This window comes from Allobaculum fili, from assembly GCF_020969955.1.
In the GTDB taxonomy this organism is placed as follows: Bacteria; Bacillota_I; Bacilli_A; order Erysipelotrichales; family Erysipelotrichaceae; genus Allobaculum; species Allobaculum fili.
Map to the genome: position 1 here is coordinate 49,742 of NZ_JAHDSX010000008.1, position 17,464 is coordinate 67,205.

General features: G+C 49.3%; 15 protein-coding genes and 1 pseudogene. 7 read left to right on the plus strand and 9 right to left on the minus strand.

Annotated features, from left to right (window positions below; genetic code table 11):
• Positions 1-153 precede the first annotated feature (153 nt).
• Both Afil_RS03330 and Afil_RS03335 read right to left on the minus strand, forming a co-directional pair.
• Positions 154-573 (minus strand): MerR family DNA-binding protein, encoded by a 420-nt coding sequence (locus Afil_RS03330; RefSeq protein ID WP_367614376.1) that lies wholly within the window; start codon positions 571-573, stop codon positions 154-156.
• Positions 574-585: 12 nt separating this feature from the next.
• On the minus strand, positions 586-690 hold the full coding sequence (locus Afil_RS03335) for a MerR family DNA-binding transcriptional regulator (RefSeq protein ID WP_230267101.1): 105 nt from the start codon (positions 688-690) through the stop codon (positions 586-588).
• A gap of 77 nt (positions 691-767) precedes the next feature.
• Here Afil_RS03335 and Afil_RS03340 point away from each other — a divergent pair, with 77 nt between their 5' ends.
• Positions 768-1,754 (plus strand): alpha/beta hydrolase, encoded by a 987-nt coding sequence (locus Afil_RS03340; protein WP_230267102.1) that lies wholly within the window; start codon positions 768-770, stop codon positions 1,752-1,754.
• Between the two features lie 486 nt (positions 1,755-2,240).
• Here Afil_RS03340 and Afil_RS03345 read toward each other — a convergent pair whose 3' ends face one another.
• Positions 2,241-3,131 (minus strand): AraC family transcriptional regulator, encoded by an 891-nt coding sequence (locus tag Afil_RS03345; protein WP_230267103.1) that lies wholly within the window; start codon positions 3,129-3,131, stop codon positions 2,241-2,243.
• A 308-nt stretch (positions 3,132-3,439) separates the two neighbouring features.
• On the opposite strand from Afil_RS03345, the gene uxuA reads away from it, so the two are divergent.
• The 3 genes from uxuA (at position 3,440) to Afil_RS03360 (ending at position 7,755) form a co-directional block, all read left to right on the plus strand.
• Positions 3,440-4,564 (plus strand): mannonate dehydratase, encoded by a 1,125-nt coding sequence (gene uxuA / locus Afil_RS03350; protein ID WP_230267104.1) that lies wholly within the window; start codon positions 3,440-3,442, stop codon positions 4,562-4,564.
• Positions 4,565-4,959: 395 nt separating this feature from the next.
• On the plus strand, positions 4,960-6,573 hold the full coding sequence (locus tag Afil_RS03355; RefSeq protein WP_230267105.1) for a mannitol dehydrogenase family protein: 1,614 nt from the start codon (positions 4,960-4,962) through the stop codon (positions 6,571-6,573).
• A 144-nt stretch (positions 6,574-6,717) separates the two neighbouring features.
• The gene (locus Afil_RS03360) at positions 6,718-7,755 is read left to right on the plus strand and encodes a sugar kinase (RefSeq protein ID WP_230267106.1); all 1,038 of its coding nucleotides are present in this window, start codon (positions 6,718-6,720) and stop codon (positions 7,753-7,755) included.
• Between the two features lie 467 nt (positions 7,756-8,222).
• Here the strand turns inward: Afil_RS03360 and Afil_RS03365 are convergent, their stop codons facing one another.
• From Afil_RS03365 to rlmD, 3 genes are all read right to left on the minus strand, one after another.
• Positions 8,223-8,960, minus strand: coding sequence for a metallophosphoesterase family protein (locus Afil_RS03365; RefSeq protein ID WP_230267107.1), 738 nt, complete (start codon positions 8,958-8,960; stop codon positions 8,223-8,225).
• A 25-nt stretch (positions 8,961-8,985) separates the two neighbouring features.
• Positions 8,986-9,765, minus strand: a complete 780-nt coding sequence (locus tag Afil_RS03370) for a Cof-type HAD-IIB family hydrolase (protein WP_230267108.1) — start codon at positions 9,763-9,765, stop codon at positions 8,986-8,988.
• A gap of 273 nt (positions 9,766-10,038) precedes the next feature.
• Positions 10,039-11,364, minus strand: a complete 1,326-nt coding sequence (gene rlmD / locus Afil_RS03375) for a 23S rRNA (uracil(1939)-C(5))-methyltransferase RlmD (protein ID WP_230267109.1) — start codon at positions 11,362-11,364, stop codon at positions 10,039-10,041.
• Between the two features lie 816 nt (positions 11,365-12,180).
• On the opposite strand from rlmD, the gene mgtE (Afil_RS03380) reads away from it, so the two are divergent.
• Together mgtE (Afil_RS03380) and mgtE (Afil_RS03385) are read left to right on the plus strand one after the other, a co-directional pair.
• Positions 12,181-13,605 carry a magnesium transporter gene (gene mgtE / locus Afil_RS03380; protein WP_230267110.1) on the plus strand — a complete coding sequence of 475 codons (1,425 nt, stop codon included), beginning with the start codon at positions 12,181-12,183 and terminating at the stop codon, positions 13,603-13,605.
• A 15-nt stretch (positions 13,606-13,620) separates the two neighbouring features.
• Positions 13,621-15,057 (plus strand): magnesium transporter, encoded by a 1,437-nt coding sequence (gene mgtE, locus Afil_RS03385; protein WP_230267111.1) that lies wholly within the window; start codon positions 13,621-13,623, stop codon positions 15,055-15,057.
• A gap of 171 nt (positions 15,058-15,228) precedes the next feature.
• Here the strand turns inward: mgtE (Afil_RS03385) and Afil_RS03390 are convergent, their stop codons facing one another.
• The 3 genes from Afil_RS03390 to Afil_RS03400 form a co-directional block, all read right to left on the minus strand.
• Complete coding sequence (locus Afil_RS03390; protein WP_230267112.1) at positions 15,229-16,098, minus strand: C39 family peptidase; 870 nt, start codon at positions 16,096-16,098, stop codon at positions 15,229-15,231.
• A 278-nt stretch (positions 16,099-16,376) separates the two neighbouring features.
• Positions 16,377-16,976 (minus strand): Cna B-type domain-containing protein, encoded by a 600-nt coding sequence (locus Afil_RS03395; RefSeq protein ID WP_230267113.1) that lies wholly within the window; start codon positions 16,974-16,976, stop codon positions 16,377-16,379.
• On the minus strand, positions 16,934-17,323 hold the full coding sequence (locus Afil_RS03400; RefSeq protein ID WP_230267116.1) for a hypothetical protein: 390 nt from the start codon (positions 17,321-17,323) through the stop codon (positions 16,934-16,936). Before Afil_RS03400 ends, Afil_RS03395 begins: the two co-directional genes overlap by 43 nt.
• Between Afil_RS03400 and Afil_RS03405 the strand changes: the two are divergent.
• A pseudogene (locus Afil_RS03405) lies at positions 17,299-17,464 on the plus strand (transposase); the annotation flags it as partial. The gene Afil_RS03400 and the pseudogene Afil_RS03405 sit on opposite strands and share 25 nt — an antisense overlap.

The window sequence follows — 17,464 nt, forward strand, 5'->3', positions numbered from 1 at the left end:
GACGGACTGAATCTCACCCCATATAAACGAAACGGCTCGCATTTTTGCGGGCCGTTTTTCTGTATTTTCCTGTTCTAATTGGTTCTGGACTTGCCGGTTTCTGCTTTTCCCCTTTCGCCTTTTCCAGTCTGCGGTTTGGTTCAAAGCTGTCTTTTAACTGTATTCGACAGTTTCCGCGTCTAAAACTGAAACGACGGAGGTTTCCTCTGGTTTGCCCTGTCCTGGGAGGTTCATGAATTCCTGTCCATGACTGTTTTCATAATACGTACGGACTTCTTCGGACAGCTGATCGGGAATCATAGCTTTTACCGCTTCTTCACTGCCGAGTTCCTGAGCCATCTCGTAATACCAGCACTTGAACTGAATCATGTTCATTTCCTGCTGAAGTTCAGCGATTTTCTCTTCCAGTACGCTTCTTCGCTTTTCAAAAAGCGCTTTGCGTTTTGCGAACGTTTTGCTTCCCTGTCCAGCCATCTCCATGAACGTCTGAATGTCCCGAATTTCCAGTCCGCTCGCTTTCAGGCACTGAATGACGCGAATCGATTCAATATTCTCTTCTGAAAATGAACGGATTCCATTGGTCTTTTACAGATTCGGAATCAGGTTTTGCCGGTCATAATAGTGCCGCGTGGAAATTGGTATCCCAAACATTGCGCTGACCTGTCCAATCGATGCTTCTGTCTTTTTCATTTTTCGAGTGCTTCCTCCTTGAGCTGAAGTCAGGTTCAGGGTATACCCTTTGCTCGTCATCATACAAGGAGGAACTTATGAACACAGTATCCAGTACTGAACTGACGCTTACCGAAGACTGGGACAAAGTCTTCCCAGAAAGCGATCGCGTAAACCATCATAAAGTCGTCTTTCCAAACCGTTACGGCATCCTTCTGGCTGCCGACGTCTATGAACCGAAGACGGCAGAGAGAAAACTGCCTGCCATTGCCATCAGCGGCCCATTTGGGGCGGTGAAAGAACAGGCCTCTGGACTGTACGCGCAGAAACTTGCCGAAATGGGCTATTGCACCCTGGCCTTTGATCCGTCCTTTACCAAAGAAAGCGGCGGCTTCCCGCGTCGTGTGGCTTCCCCGGATATCAATACGGAAGACTTCAGTACCGCCGTTGACTTCCTGTCCAATACCGACAAAGTCGATCCAGAAAGGATCGGCATTCTTGGCATTTGCGGATTTGGCGGTATGGCGTTAAATGCCGCCAGCAATGATCCCCATATCAAAGCTGCCGTAACGAGCACGATGTACAACATGTCCGAAAATATTTCGAAAGGCTACTTCGACACGGAAGATTCCAAAGAAGCACGCAACGCGAAACGTGCCGCGATCGCAAGACAGAGAACGATCGATTTTAAAAACCGTGACCAGAAACGCGGCGGCGGTGTCGTCAATCCCGTTCCCACAGATGCACCGCAGTTTATAAAGGATTATCACGACTACTACAAGACGCCGCGAGGCTATCACCCCCGTTCCGGCAACTGTACCGACGGCTGGAACGTGACCGGTACAGCTTCCTTTCTGAATATGCGGCTCAATACGTATATTGATGAAATTGAAGCCCCTGTCCTTCTGATCCATGGAGAAAAGGCGCATTCCCTGTCCTATTCCAAAGAAGCGTACTCGCATCTCAAAGGGGAGAACAAGGAGCTTCTGATTATTCCAGGCGCCTCCCATACCGATCTGTACGATCAGATGGCTATCATTCCGTTCGCGAAAATCGACGAATTTTATACGAACGCCTTCCGCTAGAGCGGATCGCCTTCGTTTATCCCTGCTCTTTTTAATATTTCTTAATCCGTATCTCGATTCCATAATCCGAATATCGCATCTCGCCTTTCTCTTTTTCTATATTCCCTATTCCATATTCCATATTCCGCATTCCGTATTCCGTATTCCGCACCCTGTATTTCCGCCGAATTTTCAAAATGGGAATGGAGAAATTCAAAGCCGGTCTTCTGAAGCCGTTTTGCTCACGAAGACCGGCTTTTCCTTTTTGCAAGAGAGGAAAGACATAATCAAAAAGCGGAAAGGAAACCAGCCGAAAACTGAATGTCCTGCGTAGTCCGTACTGTGAGCTGACTGGGCAGTTCTCTTTCGGGCAATAAAAAAGATGAATCCCTGTCTTTGCCCTGCAAAATAAAGCAGTAAGGATAGTTATTCATCACATTAGTACAGATTTTCAAATCGATCTATACTTGAAAAGGATTAAGTCAGTATATTGCACCCACGCCGGTATTATTTGGCTGTTTCGGCTTCCTGATCCAGTTTCTGAGTCTGGGTTTTCATGGCATCGAGGCGTTTGTAGCGATCGATCTGTTCTGCTCTCCATTTGGACGGCGACATGCCGAATTCTCTGTAAAACGCCCGATAGAAACTCGAATATTCTTCAAAGCCGCAGTCCACGGCTGCCTTATTCAGATCATCGCCGGCCATAACGGCTGCCGATGCCGCTTTCAGACGTTTTTTCAGAACATACTGATGGATGGTCGTTCCCATGGAAGAACGGAAAAGATGGGACAGATGGTACTTCGAAACAAAGAAACGCGAAGCCAGCGCATCGAGCGAAAGGTCATCGCCCAGATGATCGTCAATATAGGAAAGCAGTCCGGAAACGAGAACGTTCTGCCGATCGGGTTGAACCTGCGCGGTGAAGTCAAAGAAATAACGGCTCCACCACAGCAGCAGAATCTCAAGCGAGCAGTCCTGGATTTCGCGGGATCCAAACCCGAATCGAACCTGTTCTTCCAGAATGGCGCTGATCAGGCTGCAGAGGGTCGAGAAAATCGCGAACTCGAAATGCTTCACATAGTTTCTCGTACTGCGGCAGGCATCAAACAGTTTTTTGAAGTCATCGCTCTTGGTACAGAGCTCGTCGACATAGTCTTTGGAAAGCCATATGACAAAGCGCTCATAGGAAACGCTTGGATCAATGGCGTTTTCATGAACTAGTCCAGGCGGAATGAGCGCCGTATCGCCGTTGCGGCAGATGTATTCCTTGCCTGCGATATTCATTCGAACCTTGCCGGAGAGAAAAACGGTCAGTTCGAAAAAGTCGTGCTTATGCACTTCCACATGCGAAAGCGATTTATCGCTGTAGTAGTAAACCTCATAACGCGGTTTCTGCATCGTTTGCCTCTTAGAAAAGGGGGTAGATAGGTTTTTCTTCATACCCCAAGTATAAGTCCGACTTTATTTTGGGATCATTCCGTGCTCACGCAATTTTTGCAAAGTACAACTCAAATTTAGAAATACCCTGAAATAAACCGGATTCCTATAATAAACATCGTTAAACAGATGATAAATCTCAGCAATGAAAGCCCATTCCAGAAATTTCAGATTTCCCCGTTAAAAAGGTCTAGAAAAAAAATGGAATTGTATTTCTCATTGCCAGCAGAAAAACAGACAGCCGCTAAGGCTGCCAGGAGGATATACACATGGAAATGACACTTAGATGGTACGGACCTGGTCATGACACGGTTACCCTTGAACAGATCCGCCAGATCCCGGGCGTTACCGGCGTAATCACTACGCTCTACGACAAGAAACCTGGCGAAGTCTGGACACGCGAAGAAATCCGCGACCTGAAAAAAATCGTTGAAGATGCCGGTCTCAACCTGTCCGGTATCGAATCGGTAAACGTTGCCGACGAAATCAAATACGCTGGTCCAAACCGCGATCAGCTGATCGACAACTACATCGAAACGCTGAAGAACCTCGGTGAAGAAGGCATCCACCTCGTATGCTACAACTTCATGCCTGTGTTCGACTGGACACGTACAGAACTCGCTCGTAAAAGAGCAGACGGTTCAACGGTTCTCGCTTACACCCAGGAAGCTGTAGACAACCTGAACCCGGAAGAAATGTTTGAATCCGTAGCCGGCGACATGAACGGAACCGTTATGCCAGGCTGGGAACCAGAACGTATGGCAATCGTTAAGGATCTCTTCGAAAAATACAAAAACGTTGACGAAGAAACTCTGCGCGAAAACCTGATCTACTTCCTCAACCGCATCATGCCGGTATGCGATCAGTACAACATCGACATGGCGATTCATCCAGATGATCCGGCATGGCCAATCTTCGGTCTGCCCCGCATCATCACTTCCAAGGAAAACATCCTGAAAGTTATGAACGCTGTAGACAACCCGCACAACGGTGTAACCTTCTGCGCTGGTTCCTACGGAACTTCCCTGAAAAACGACCTGCCGGATATGATCCGCTCCCTCCCGGGACGCATCCACTTCGCGCACATAAGAAACCTGAAGTTCAACTCCGAGGATGATTTCGAAGAAGCTGCACATCTTTCCACAGACGGCAACTTCGACATGTACGAAATCGTAAAAGCCCTCCACGACATCGGCTTCGACGGACCGATCCGTCCGGACCACGGCCGCATGATCTGGGGCGAAATCGGCATGCCAGGCTACGGTCTGTATGACCGCGCGCTCGGTGCAACCTACATCAACGGCCTCTGGGAAGCGGTTGACAAATCCGAAGCCAGAGACCATGCGGATGTAAAAGGCGCCAACGCCGACGCTCTTGCAAAACTTTCCAAGTAAGTTTTCGCAGGACGCAAAGTGAACATCACCCCCATGGTGTTCCCGCTTGAAATTTGAACCGCCCGATCTGGATCCGCACAGGCCCCCGTCGAAACTTACTCGAACTGTACAGATAAGGATCCAGACAATAGAAACCGAACAAAAGCTTTGAAATGGTCACCTCGCCCAAACCGTCTGAGCGCTCGATCGATGCGCAGCAGCCATCAGAGGAACACGTTTTAAACCAGGAACAGAACCGGCCTTCCCCCAATTTGGGCAGCTTCTGAACCTGTCTCTTTGAAGGAAGCGATCGCGTATCGCTTCCTTCCTGCATTGCCATTTGCCGATAGCCGTTCCAGACCAGATCGTGATTTGTGTCTGGGAACGGTCTGCCGGCTTGGAAAGAAGGATTACCAATGAAACTTAATCTTGAAGGAATTCAGGACCGTAAAGCCTGGGAAGAAAAAGGCTACAACCTGCCTGAATTCAATATCACTGAAGTTCATGAAAACACCCGTAAAGAGCCGACCTGGATCCATTTCGGTGCCGGAAACCTGTTCAAGGCTTTCCACACCCGTCTGACTCAGGAACTGCTCAACCAGGGCAAAATGGACAAAGGCATTATTGCCGCTGAAGGTTTCGACTACGAAATCGTTGAAAAAATGAACTGGCCGCACGACAGCCTTTCTCTGGTCGTAACGCTGAAATCCGACGGAACCATCGACAAGGACGTTGTGGCTTCCGTTGCTGAATCCCTTGTTCTCGACGAAACAAACAAAGAACAGTTCGATCGTCTCAAGGAAATCTTCAAAGCGCCTTCCCTGCAGATGGCCAGCTTCACCATTACCGAAAAAGGCTACTCGCTCACCAATGCGAAAGGCGAAATCCTGCCGGCAATCGCTGCAGACTTCGAAAATGGCCCGGAAAAAGCCGCTTCCTACCTCGGTAAAGTTACTGCTCTGCTCTACGTTCGCTACCAGAACGGCAAACTCCCCCTGGCTATGGTTTCCATGGACAACTGCTCCCATAACGGCGACCGTCTGAAAGATGCCATCCTTGCCTACGCAAAAGCCTGGGTTAAAAACGGCAAAGCCGAACAGGGCTTTGTAGACTACCTCGAAAACCCGAACATGGTTTCCTTCCCCTGGACCATGATCGACAAAATCACTCCGCGTCCTGACGCTGGCGTAGAAAAAATGCTGGCTGCTGATGCCATCGAAGAACTCGAACCGGTTATCACATCCAAGAACACCTACGTTGCTCCGTTCACGAACGCGGAAGAAACCGAATACCTCGTAATCGAAGACTCCTTCCCGAACGGCCGTCCGGCTCTCGACGAAGGCGGAATCATCTACACCGACCGCGACACGGTTGAAAAAGTAGAAAAGATGAAGGTTACCACCTGTCTGAACCCGCTGCATACCGCTCTGGCTGTATACGGCTGCCTGCTTGGCTATGACAAGATCAGCGAAGAAATGAAAGACGAAGATCTGACCAAACTGATCTCCGGCATCGGCTACACCGAAGGTCTGCCTGTAGTTGTAAACCCAGGCGTACTCGATCCGAAAGAATTCATCGATACCGTAATCAACGTTCGTTTCCCGAACCCGTTCATGCCGGATACTCCGCAGCGTATCGCTACCGATACTTCGCAGAAACTGGCTGTTCGCTTCGGCGAAACCATCAAGTCCTACCTGCGTGAAAACCGCGACCTGAACGATCTGAACCTGATTCCGCTCGTACAGGCTGGATGGATTCGTTACCTGATGGGTCTCGATGACAACGGAAACGTCTTCGACCTTTCCCCGGATCCACTGATTTCTGAAGTGAAGCCGATCGCCGATCAGCTGAGCCTGGAAGAAGATCAGGATGTAGCGTCCATTATCGAACCGCTGCTCAAAAACGAAAAAATCTTTGGTCTGGATCTGACCGAAACCGTACTCGGCGACAAAGTCGTTGAATACGTAACCGCTCTGACCAACGGCAAAGGCGCAATCCGCAAAACCGTTCACGAAGCGGTAAACAAGTAAGTCCGTCAGGATTTTCTGGAACTATCCAGTTGTGATTCAGCATCGGGCAAGTCTGAATACCTTCTATTGTGTATACTCTAAGCAGACTTGCCCAGTCTGAATCGATTCCCGGCAATGATCCGGTCTGAAATGAGGTTTATAAACATGTCCAACAAAGATAAAGTTGTTACTTTTGGCGAACTGATGCTTCGTCTTGCTCCGGAAGGCTACCTGCGTTTCGTGCAGGCTGACCGTTTCGGAGCAACTTACGGCGGCGGTGAAGCCAATGTAGCTGTATCCCTGGCCAACTACGGTCATGATGCGCACTTCGTTACCAAACTCCCTGTTCACGAAATCGGACAGGCTGCAGTAAACTCTCTGCGCAAATACGGTGTAAACACCGAAGATATCGTTCGCGGCGGCGATCGCGTAGGTATCTACTTTCTTGAAAAAGGTGCTTCTCAGCGTCCTTCCAAAGTCATCTATGACCGTGCAAACTCCGCTATGGCGCTTGCTGATCCAGCTGACTTCAACTGGGATGAAATTCTCAAGGACGTTAAATGGTTCCATACGACAGGAATCACGCCTGCTCTTGGCGACAACGCAGCAGCCATCACCCTGGAAGCTGTTAAGAAATGCCAGGAAAAAGGCATTCCTGTATCCATCGACCTGAACTACCGCAACAAGCTCTGGACAAAAGCCAAAGCCAATGAAGTTATGTCCGAAATCTGCAAATACGTAAACGTATGCATTGCCAACGAAGAAGATGCAAAAGACGTTTTCGGCATTGAAGCAGAAAACACAGACATCACAAGCGGTGCTCTGAACCACGAAGGCTACATCGATGTAGCGAAAAAAATGAAAGACCAGTTCGGTTTCGACAAAGTTGCGATCACCCTGCGTGAGTCCATCAACGCCAACCGCAACCTCTGGTCTGCCATGCTCTTCGACGGCAAAACACAAACTCCTGTTTTCTCCAAGAAGTATGACCTGAACATCGTTGACCGCGTTGGCGGCGGCGACTCCTTCGGCGGCGGCCTCATCCATGCCCTGATGAGCGACTTCGACGATCAGAAGGCAATCGAATTCGCGGTAGCTGCTTCTGCCCTGAAGCACTCCATCGAAGGCGACTACAACCTTGTCAGCGAAGATGAAGTACTCAAACTCGCTGGCGGAGACGGTTCCGGACGCGTACAGCGCTAATTGCCCGAGCGCAGCGTAAATGGAAGTTTCCACCCTTTCTGTTTCTCATTTGTTAATTTCTCATTTTTCCTTTAATCATCTGCAAGATTTCAATTTAAACCGTCCGGTTTTGCCCGAACCGACGGCTTGCCCTGGACCAATCTGTCCAATCCTGGTCCGATTCGAAAGCTTACGAAATCTCTTGGATTGATTTTGAAAGCTTTCTTTGATCTCCTTTTACGAGGGACTTGTCTGACGGCCTGTTCCCTTTTATATAATTTTTCTCCAGGACTTCTTTCGTTTTGAGTGTGCGAAAGAAGTCCTTTTTGCCTTTGCCCTTCAAAGACGAAAACGGGCGTCCGACTTCTCGCTTTCCAATGAAAAAGCGTGCCGTCCGGCGCCTTTCTGTCTGTTCTTTTAAGGATTCAAATATGGATTCGGGATTCTGATCGAATGAGCTGTAGGTCTGCAGCAGCGATATTCGGGTGCTACTGCTCTTCATAGGCGGACCATTTACGAACGATCCAGCCGCTTTTCATTTCGCGCACCGTGTTGAACAAAGCCGTCTGCTCCCTCCATAAATCGAAATCGACGTGCAGACGGCCAAAATACCAGTGCATATAGGAGACGCTGCGCTGAATTTCATCGAGAAAAGTCGTCAGTTCCATCTCGTTTGGATTGACGCTTTTGATGCCAAGCGAGCGGATGGTAGACAGGTAATAAACGGATTGAGACGGTGCGGTATGCGTCAGGATATAATCGACGCAATTTTCGGCCTTTTTCAGATTTTGTCTTGCGTATTCGTATTCCGTCAGACTGGGCATTTCCTGCGGCCACCAGGAAACGCCTTCCTTTCGAAACGCCTGATCCATGGAATGACCGCCGCCAAAGACAAAAATCCTCACCCCTTCGATCTCATACATTTCGCTGCGCATCAAATGAAGAACGTTGTCTCGGAGGACGTGAACGTTTCCGTCATACCGCACTTGCGTCGGATAGTCATTGAGCTGATCAAAGTTTTCATGATTTCCATCGAGAAAAAGAACTGTATAGTTCTGACTGGCCAGATGATCGTAAAAGGCTTCTTCCCCTTCTCTGTCTTCAGCCCAGAAGCCGACGCCAAAATCGCCGCAGACAATCACAGTATCGCCATCGTGTAGAACCGGTTCAATCTGTTCTGTCCATTTGTTCTTTCGCCCATGCGTATCGCCCGTGACATAAATCATAAAAATCTCCACCCGCTGTTTTGTTTTATTCTGGATCGATCAGTCCAAAATGCAGAGCGGCTTTTTCAATGCCGTCGTCTTCGACCGCTGCGGTAACATAGTCGGCGATTTCTCGAATATGGGGTTCCGCATCGCCCATGGCCACACCGATTCCCGCGCTTTCAACCATTTCAAAATCGTTTTCACCGTCCCCAAACGCGATCGTCTCGGACGGATCAATGTGCATTTGGCGCAGATACTCAAGAATGCCGGCTTTCTTTCCGCCTTCTTTCGAAACGATATCCATCGCGTAGTCATTCCAGCGCGTCAGCATGCAGTCCGGCAGTTTAGCGCGCATTTCGTTTTCCATTTCCTTTGGAATAAACGCGATTGCGAGATAAATCGGATTGCCTGTGTATTCGAGGACTTCCGGAACCGGCGTGGAAATCGCCTTTTGCGCAAAGCGGACGTGATCGTTGACGAAACTGATGTAAATCCTCTCTTTTTCCACGAGAACCATCGGAATTTCCTTCGCGTTAAAAAGCTTCAGAATCTTCTCCCTGCTTTCGCCTGTAATGGGATGTTCAAAAAGAACCTGCTTGCCGGCATCGAGAATCAGCTGCCCATTCAGCAGGATGTAGGCATCAAATTTCATATTTCCGATTTTCAGTGCTTCGTATTCGACCATCGAACGGCCCGAAGCAATGACGCAGTGAATGCCCTTTTCCTTCATTTTTTCTACCGTGTCCCTGGCAGACTGCGGTACATCATGAAGCTCGTGCGAAAGCAGTGTTCCATCAATATCAAAAAAAGCGGCTTTTATCATACATAACTCCTTTATCTTTCGGATTTTCCTGCACGGTTTTCCAGAATATCTGAGGCAGGATCTGTCCGAGAAAACGTGCTGATTGTATTGGAACGAACGTTTGTCCTTTCCTAAAAAAGCAGGTGAAAAATTCTGCCGCCATAAAGACGAAAAGAAAACCTGGAATTGTCTTCCAGTTCAAAGCAGAACGGCAAAACGGCTCGGCTTTTTCTGTATTCCGTTTTGCAGTTCCTTTTCTGTTCCTTCTTTTATTTCTTTCCTTTTATTTCTTTCTTATTTCTTTCGCTTATTGCGTAAAGACGCTTTATATTCGGCCAGTGCCTTTTCGTACGGATTGAGCTCTCTTGCCGGACGGGATTCCGGTTTTGTATTGCCGCAGGATGGACCCGGCTTTCTTTGGGCTCTTCCTCCGTTAGCGTTTCCGGCTTTTTCCGGCTTCTTTGCAGCTTTTGGATCTTTCTGAAGCAGTACGAGCGATTCAATGTGACTGGTATTTGGGAACATGTCCACCAGCTCAACCGTTTTGGATGTGTAGCCGTTCTGTCTGAAGAAGACCAGATCCCGGACGAGCGTTTTTGGATCGCAGGAAATGTAGAGAATCTTTTCCGGATTCAGACGGGATGCCGCCTGGATAAAGTCTCTGGTCGTACCGGCACGAGGCGGGTCAAGAATGATCACATCGTAATGGGTATGATTGCGGACAGCTTCCTGCATGTAGCGGGTGGAATCCATGGCCAGGAAGCGAATGTTTTCGATTTCGTTGGAATGGGCGTTCAGACGCGCGTTTTCGACCGCGTCCTTATTGAGTTCAACGCCAGTAACTTCCTTTGCGTCTTCCGCCATGACCAGACCGATCGTTCCGACGCCGCAGTACGTATCGAGAACGGTATCCGTTTTCTTCAGCTGCAGCATGCTGCGGGCCTTGGTGTACAGTTCCTGACACTGGTCATGGTTGATCTGATAAAACGAAGACGGTCCAAACGTAATTTGCAGACCACAGAGAATATCGGTAATCGTTCCAGTTCCGTAAAGAATCAGGGTTTCGTTTTGCAGGACGATGGACGTATCGCGCGGATTGACGTTTTGCAAAATCGTTTTGATCTGCGGGAATTTTTCACGAAGGGCCCGGACCATATTTTTGCGCGACGGGAATTCCTTGCGCGACGTAACGAAAACGACCATGACCTGATCGGTTTCCTGTGCGTAGCGAATCAGCACATGCCGGAGCAGACCGGTTCCGGTTTTTGGCGAATACAGTTCGATTTTCATCGAATCGACCAGCTTGGTAATTTCATCGAGAATGTCGTTTACCAGCTTTGGCTGCATCGCACATCCGGAAGTGCGGATGACGCGATGGGATTTTGGCGCATACAGGCCGGAATACACTTTCTTATTTTTATCCTTGGCAAAGCCGTAAATGACTTTGTTTCGGTAGTACATCGAAGTTTCGGCCATGATCGGCGGCATGGCCGTCATTTTCAGCCGTGCCTGATCAAGCAGATCCTGTACCTGCTCCTGCTTGAGCTTAGCCTGCTTTTCATATTGAACGTGCAGCAGTTCGCAGCCGCCGCACTGTTTGGAAACGGGACATTTAAACATTGGATATTCATCCTTTCCAGATTTGAATCGTTTCTGTCCTGAAGCATAGAAAAAACTGGATGGTCCGAAAAAATGGATGGAGGAATACTAGGCAAGATTCCTTCCGTTTTCGCCATGCAGTTTGGGGGGATTTCCCCGTTTCTGGGGTTCAGACGATTTTATTTTGACATAGATGCAGAAAATCGAATTCATTTAGCCCTTTTCTCTGCCGTAACCCGGTCGGAAGACGAGGATGAAACGGTGATCCGACTTTCAATGGCAGGCATTCGTCCGCGTTCTGCCCGGTTTTCGAGTCAAAACTGTGCACAGAAAGCGATTTAGATCTCGTACTGAATGAGCTCTCTTTTGATCGCACGTTTGGCAAGAAAAAGAACAATTTCCGCCCGGCAATTTACCCGTAATTGCCCATTTTGTGACCTATAATGAAAAGAGCGTAAAGGAGGTGATGCCCCATGACAAATGATGATCCGGCCCCTGTTCCTGTCACGACAAATTCAGGGGCAGAACCTCAGGTCTTTTTCCATCTGTTCAACGATCGATAAATCCGATCCTTCCTTTTTTCTCTGAAAAATCGCGCATTTTTACGGTCCGGCTGCCGTTATAATTTTTGAGCCGTCTGGTCTTTTTCCAGCTTTTCGCAAAACGTTTTTCCAGAGGAAAATGAGAATTTTTAATCTTTGCAGCCACGGAAATACTTCGTTTCCAGGCAAAATTCCTTTGCGGTATTTCGCCGTGTCTGCTTTTCTTTCCAGATGGATTCTAAACCGACTGACCATTTTGTATTCCCCATGGACCTTCTGCCCCAAGGAGGTTTTTATGAGCGAAAACGAACGCGTGACGACGACAGAGCCTGCCGTGCGTCCCGATTACGACGTTGAAATCGTGCAGCTGATGGACCAGAATCTCTCTCCCAAAGCGCTGCACTACAAGCTGGAAGAATTCCATGCCAGCGACATCGCCGATGCCTTCAGTCATCTCGACGATACGCGCAAGGAAAAGCTCTTCCGTCTTCTCGATGTCGAGCGTCTGGCTGAAGTCATTCCGTATCTGGAAGAAGACGAACAGGCCGACTATCTTTCGGCAATCAACATCCGTAAGGCGATCGCCATCCTTTCCAAAATGGAACCCCAGGATGCTGGCGTAGTCCTGCGCAATATGAACCGCACTCGCCGGGATGTCATTTTTGAACTGCTCAATCCAGAACTGCGCAGCAAGCTGGCCCGTATCGCCGCCTATGGCGAAGATGAGATCGGTTCGAAAATGAGTACGGATTTCATTAAGATCCGTAAAAATTCCGATGTAAAAGCCGCGATGCGCTCCCTGCGCGATCAGGCCCGCATCAGCAATACCGATAACCTTTCGATTCTTTACGTCGTGGACGAAAACAATGTCTACTACGGCGCCATCCACATTCAGGATCTGTTTGCGGCCGGTGCGGACACACCGCTTGAGGACATCATCGAAGTCAACTTCCCGATTGTCTACGCGTCGGAAACGATCGACTCGATCATGGACGATCTGAAAGACTACGAAGAAGACTCGATCCCGATTCTCAACAACGACAACCAGATCGAAGGCATCATTACCCGTCAGGATCTTCTTGAGCTGGCCGAAAAGGAAAACTCCGAAGACTACGCCAAGCTGGCCGGTCTTTCTGCTGAAGAAGATCTTGAAGAAACTCTGTTTGAATCTCTGAAAAAGCGTACCCCCTGGCTGCTTCTGCTGCTGGCACTTTCCCTTGGCGTTTCCGCTGTGATTTCCATGTTCGAATCCGTTGTTGCGGCATTGACGATTGCGGTCGTCTTCCAGTCGCTGATTCTTGACATGGCCGGAAACGTCGGTACCCAGTCGCTGGCCGTCTCCATTCGCGTTCTGGCCGATCCGGATCTGAAAAGAAAGCAGAAGCTCTTTCTGGTCTGGAAAGAAATGCGTACCGGTTTTGTGAACGGCGTCATCATCGGCGCCGGCTCTGCACTGGTTCTTGGCATTTTCATTCACCTGTCCGCCGGGTACGGCTGGATGGAATCGTATGCGATTTCCGGCTGCATTGCGGTTGCGATGATCGTCAGTATGGTCATTTCCTCGTTTACGGGTACGGCCGTCCCGATTCTTTTCCAGCATTTCGGCATTGACCCGGCTGCCGCGTCCGGTCCGTTAATTACGACATTAAACGACCTGATCGGCGCCACCACGTACTATTCCATGGTCTGGATCTTCCTGATTCAGATGCTGCACATTTAAAGGAGGGCGAGAAGTATGGAAGAAAACAAAGCCGCATCCGTACAGGAAACATCCGCCGAAGAAGTCGTTCATTCCCGCCCGCGCTACGAGCAGAAAATTCTGGAAATTATCCGGACCGTCAACTCGCCCAAGCTGCTTCGCGACAAGCTCGACGATTACCACGCCAACGATATCGCCGAAGCCTTCTCCGAACTGACTCAGTTTGAACGCGAAAAGCTCTATCGCATGCTCGGAACGGAACGTCTGACCGAAATTCTCGAATACATGGATGAAGACGATTCCGCTAAGTTCCTGAGCGAAATGAACATCCGCAAGACGATCGCCATCATCAACGAAATGGAGACGGACAAAGCGGCGGATCTGCTTAAGGAAATCGATAAGGAAAAACGCGAAATCATTCTCGAACTGCTCGAACCGGAAGTCCGCAAAAAGATTTCGGTCATATTCTCCTACGATGAAGACGAAATCGGTTCGCGCATGACGACCAACTACATCGAGGTCGACAAGGCCCTGACCGTAAAGCAGGCCACGCGCGAAGTCATCAATCAGGCAAAGGAAAACGACAACATCACAACGATTTACGTTCGCGATGAAAACGGCATGTACTACGGTGCCATTTCCCTGAAGGATCTGATCATTTCCCGTGCGGATCTCCCGCTCGATGAAATCATTGCGACCAGCTATCCGTACGTTTACGCCGGCGAACCGATCGACCGGGTCGTCGAAGAACTGAAAGACTATAACGAAGACTCCATTCCAGTCCTAAACAACGACAACCTGCTTCTTGGTGTCATCACCTCGCAGGACCTGCTCGAAGTCATGGATGAGGAAATGGGCGAAGACTACGCCAAACTCGCCGGTCTGGCCGCTGAAGAAGACCTGGAAGAATCTCTGTTCCAGTCGCTGAAAAAGCGTCTTCCCTGGCTGCTCATCCTGCTGTTTTTAGGCCTTTGCGTTTCGACGGTTGTTTCGATGTTTGAAACCGTCGTCGCCCAGCTGACAATCGTCATGGCGTTCCAGTCTCTGATTCTCGGCATGGCCGGTAACGTCGGTACCCAGTCGCTGGCCGTTACCATCCGCGTCCTGATGGACGATACGCTCGAGCGCAAGCAGAAGCTTTACCTGATCTGGAAAGAAGTCCGGGTCGGCGCCATGAACGGTCTGATTATCGGTACGTGCGCCTTCCTTCTGCTCGGTCTGTACGTTCACTTTGCGAAGAGCTATGCCTGGGGCCCTGCCTACGCGATTTCTCTTTGCATCGGCCTCTCCCTCTGGCTGGCGATGATCATCTCTTCGCTGACCGGTACGACGATCCCGATCTTCTTCAAGAAAATCGGCATTGACCCGGCCGTAGCCAGCGGACCGCTGATCACAACCGTCAACGATATGGTCGGCGTAGTCACCTACTATGGTCTGGCCTGGATTTTCCTGATCAATCTCCTGCACATGTAATTCAATACATGCAGGTATGCCTGGGATACAGGATCTATCCAGTCCTCACACGATTTATTTTCAGATAAAACAAACCCGGTCAGAAGCGACGCCTCCTTCCACGAGGATCCGCTGCTTCTGATCGGGTTTTTATCGTTTTTATGAAAATTGAGAAAGTGGGTCATCCCGGTTTTACCAGACGTAGCCTGGTTCCGGGTTATTGTTCATGGCATTCCACAGCTCATCGGCTGTAAATACTTTTTTGCCGCCAAACGCGCTGTCCTGATATTTTCCATACGGATCAATGCAGTAGTAATGCGTCGCGTTTCCCTGTTCATCAAAGTCTGCACCGTATAAAACGAGTTCATGGACGGTTTCGACGCTTTCTCCATACGCCAGATGCGGGTTGATGGAAACAAAGACTGGATCGCCGGAGCGCAGATCTGCCACAGCTCGAGCGAAGAACTGCTCTTTCATCTGGTCTGTGCCCGCATTGCGCGTCCAGAGGAGCGCACGATAGCCGGGCTCCGTGTCATTTTCCGGTGCTTTTCCAAAAATGTATTTGGATGCTTCTCTTGCCAGATCCGCATATTCGGTACCGGAAACCGGACTCGTATTCAGACCGGCTGCCAGCGTACTCTGGCTGACATTGATACCGTGATACGCCAGGACCATTTGGAGGCAGGCAACCGCACAGTAATAATTCGTTTCCTGAACGAACTGCGGGACGGCCAGCCGGATCGAATCGGCGGAGGCAGGCTGTTCTCTAACGTCAGGAGTAACGATCGGGCTTTCCATATCGCTTGGCTCGTTTTCATCCGATCCGATACTTTCCGTTTTCGAATTCGATTCCCTGTCGGACGCATTTTTGGATTCCGTGTTTGAAGCCGTCTTAGATTCCGTACTGGATGCGTCTCTCGATGTCGTTTTGTCGATCTGTTCTTCGGTTTTCTTCTGGTCTGACGATTTTGAATCGTCCGTTCTGGCAGAAGGCGACGTGCAGCCGGTCATCATCACGGCACTCAGCAGAAATAAAATGATTTTCTTTCTGTTCTTCTTCATAGCGGTTCCTGTTTTCCTGAAAACAGTATACCGGGGTGCGTCTATAAACTGAAACAGTCATTTCGATTTTATGTATGGAAGTTAAATCTTTTTTGTCTATTCGTACGATTTTCCGACCATAGTCATTTTCTGTGATCTCCAGCATTATAAAAGACCGAAAGCGCGGCTGCACTGGGGCTTTCGGTCTGGTTTTTGATTCAGCAGAGATTCATGCTCCAATGCGGGAGGTTCTTTCCAGAAGAGCATTTCTCTGTTTTCATCAAAAACTGTATTTTGATTTAGTGTTTCTTCATCGCGACAACCGCAAAGGCCAGGACGGCTGCGCTGACGCCAAAGGCGGCCGCATAGTCGAATACGTCGTTTCCTACACCGGTGTGAACGCTGTTTTTCGAAGCGTTCGCACTCGATTTTGGATCACGCTGGCTGGAATCGCTGCTTTGCGAAGTCGATTTGGAAGAAGAAGACGATGTGCTGGACTTATCTTCTGTAGGGGACTTGCTGTCGGACGTGTCCTTTTTGGAATCCTCGGAGCTCTGAGAAGAGGAGTGGCTACTGTCCTCACTGTCCTCGATGTCGTTATTCGGTGTGTGCAGCGTTTCGGCATTCGTAACGACGAAACCGTTCTGGGCATCGCCGGCGATTTCGACTTCATACAGGACGCCTTCGAGCAGAACCTGCGGATGATCCGCTTTTTCTTTCGGTTCTTCTCCGGCTTCCTGAACGGTATAGACGTACGCGTTGCCGTTTTCATAGACCGCATCCAGATTTTCGAACGTGCCTTTCCAGCCGTTCTTATCGTTCAGAGTCAGCGTATTGAACTGAAGCACGCCATCCCTCAAAAGTTCGATGTTGACTTCTGCTGTTTCGTTCCCTTCCATTGTTTTTCTACAGGAATCGAAACTGTATCTCTTTTTGGCTGGTTGACTGGTTTGGCTACGTTGACAAAACTCGACAGCGGCTTAACGGCATGACCCTCCTCCTGGCAGCTGCACTGTAGTAAGCGTCCGTTTCCTGCGGCGAGTTGAAGATCAGCAGACGATCCAGATGCGGTACGTAATCGAGAACTTATATCCGTGTTCGGTTCGTACTGCGTATTGGCCAGATTGTTTTCTTCACTGAGCGAGTAGCGAAGAACGACCGTTTCATCCGGGTTTTCCAGTGCATTGTATTCTTCGCTCAGTTTGGTCTGAACTTTTTCGTATTCCTCGTGATCGCCTTGGTACATTCCAGCCTCAGGCAGTTCCTAAAGGCAGTCGGGATATTTCAGATATCGAGGACAAAATACTCCGTATGTATGGCCAGGGCATGTCGCAGCGCGACATCTCCGACATCATCCAGGATATCTATGGCTTCCCGGTCTCTGCGG